General features: G+C 60.6%; 3 protein-coding genes and 1 pseudogene. All 4 read right to left on the bottom strand.

Going from position 1 to position 2,277, the window contains the following annotated elements:
* On the bottom strand, nucleotides 1-365 hold a 365-nt coding region (locus AX703_RS10230; protein ID WP_062343897.1), incomplete at its 3' end, for a DUF3768 domain-containing protein.
* A 71-nt stretch (nucleotides 366-436) separates the two neighbouring features.
* Nucleotides 437-1,402, bottom strand: a pseudogene (locus tag AX703_RS10225) (hypothetical protein).
* A 238-nt stretch (nucleotides 1,403-1,640) separates the two neighbouring features.
* Entirely contained in the window at nucleotides 1,641-1,976 is a 336-nt protein-coding gene (locus tag AX703_RS10220) for a hypothetical protein (RefSeq protein ID WP_062343896.1), read from the bottom strand.
* Nucleotides 1,973-2,277: zincin-like metallopeptidase domain-containing protein (locus AX703_RS10215; protein WP_231735480.1), on the bottom strand; the 305-nt coding region annotated here is incomplete at its 5' end. The genes AX703_RS10215 and AX703_RS10220, both read right to left, overlap by 4 nt.

Here is a 2,277-nt window from a genome sequence, read left to right as displayed (position 1 = left end):
CAACAGAAGGAACCGTTCAATGCGAACTTGACAAGGCCCGGATCATACAAATCGATCTTCCAGAACAGGCGTTGCTCCAGGAAGGTCACCACCCCGAAATCGCGCTCGCCGTCAGGATCATCGCCCGGGGCAATGTCCGCGTCGGCGATCGTGCGCATCAGCGCCGCCTGGTTGAGGATCGAGCGAGCCGTGCGCGCGGGCTCGTCGGTTTCTAGGCCGGCAAGAAGCTGGGTCACGCCGCGGGTCATGACAATACGGGCTTGGCGATCTTCGCCCCGCCGGACCTTGTCGTTGAGTGCCGCCACTTGCGCGGCGCGGTCCTGCTCGAAAGTCTGAGCAGTGGTGGAAGAAATGCTGTCGGACATGAACGGTCTCCTGACTGGTTCATTCCGTTCACCCCCCTTCCCTTTGCTGCGGTGAATGGTCCGCTCTGATGTCACGCGGCGATTTGGCCTGCGTTGAAGGCATCGAGCCACTCAGCCATGGCTGGTCGAACCCCGACAGGCGCAAGTGCTGCTGCGTCCTGAAACCGGATAAGGTCAATCGGAGCATGACGGATTATGGCTTCGATTTCGGCGACTGCGAGCAATCCTTCGGCCCGGATGAAATCGGTCATGCTGCCCGGCCTTGCCTTGGTGGCCCGGCGCCACAGCCCTTCAACGGTATGGAGCCTTGGCGCAGCGCGTGCCTCGACGAGAACAATCAATCTCAGGCACCAGATCGGAAGGGCCCGCACTTCATCAGGTTTCATCGCGCCGCAGATGAAACGACTCGATTTGGGCGGCACAGGAAGCCCCGCAGCCTGTATCCGCTCGATGAACGCATTGCGGTCCTACTTCCATTCGCGCAGTGGATAACGACAAGCGAACAATGGGTTCTCGATTGTTGCCGCATGCGCGTATCTGCGGTTGTCAGCGGGCGATGCGTCATATCCGATCAGACGCACAACCTTTTGGCCTCTTGCCCACGCGGCTTGGGCAGGGCCCCACGATTTGAGGAAGGCATCTTGCGGAGCAACCTTCCATTTTAGGCTGCACGTATGCCGCCCCATGGAAATACTCGGCAATGTGGCGTTGGTCAGGACATTAGACAGGAGATCGAAGTAAGGAGGCCAGTGCTTAAATCGGCGCGGCACATAGCGCACGACGTGATAAGAGATTCTCCGGGCAGCCATCCAGTCTGAAATAAGGGCCTGATATTCGTAGGTGTCTGGCTTTTCGACGCCGGTGTCAGCGGTGAGAACCAGGTCGGGAGGGGTACCGCGATTTTCCAGTTCGACCAGCAGGGCGGTGCTGTCCACTCCCATCCCATAAGCAAGCACCACAGGAGCAGGCATCGCGGCATCGATCTGGTCGATTGTACGCCTCGCCCCGTTGGGATCTGATTGAGATTTCATCGGCATGATAGGTTCCGCTCTTTACGCAGCACATCTGCGCAGCGAGCCCCCTTCTCTCCTCCGGCTCGGCAAAATGCCCTAGCAATCGCTGAGGCTGCCGGGGTGCAAAAATGCCCCGTGGGATGAGGTGGATCAGTCAAGGCCAAGCGTCGCGGGAGCCGTAGCCTGCAACCTCCAGCGTGGTGCCTTGATCCGGCATAGCATATTGGGTGCTGCCGGCAGACGATCCGGCACGTGCCACCGGTCAAATCGTCAGATTGGTCAGCCTGACCATGTAGTGGTGCTCGTGCCCAGGAGCCGGACCAAGATGTACGCGGCACAGTTCGACGATCTGTGTCCAGAAGAGCTCGGGCATATCGGAATCGCTCCCATCGCCCTCAAGGCCGGGATCGACGAGCATGACAACATCCGACCATTCGTCGACTGCGCCGCCGCGATGCCAGGTGAACTTGGTCGTCTCGCCGACCAGCCATTCGCGGAAATCAGGGTCAGCGAAGAATGCGGGAACATTGAGCACAAGGCCGTGGCAGCGCGCCGCCTGGGCGGGGTCGTGGGCGCGGCCCTCATCCTGCGCGCTCATGCTGCGAGACCGTTTGCCCCGCTGGCCTCGTGATGTTGTTCGTCGGCCCTGTGCGCATCTTCCCCGCTGGTACGCCCACCAAGGCGGAGCAGCAGGCTCGACGCCTCCTCGGCCCTGGCAGCAGCCGTCAGGATCGCGCGGTCGTCATCCCGGAGCAGGGTCAACCAATGATCGATATAGCTCGCGTGATGATCGAGGTGCGCGACCGGCAACCCCAGCTCTGCCCCAAGCATGGCGCTCGACATCTCGGCGATATATCCTGACAGTCCAGCCCCAATCTGACTTCCGACGCCAATTTTTA

It is taken from the genome of Novosphingobium sp. CCH12-A3, assembly GCF_001556015.1.
GTDB lineage: Bacteria > Pseudomonadota > Alphaproteobacteria > Sphingomonadales > Sphingomonadaceae > Novosphingobium > Novosphingobium subterraneum.
Note: the sequence above shows the minus strand (reverse complement) of the source record. Positions and strands in the feature narration are given on the sequence as shown.

Bases quoted from the DNA above. Each gene is read 5' to 3' on its own strand.
- AX703_RS10220 (WP_062343896.1), bottom strand. From the start codon at position 1,976: ATGAGCGCGCAGGATGAGGGCCGCGCCCACGACCCCGCCCAGGCGGCG.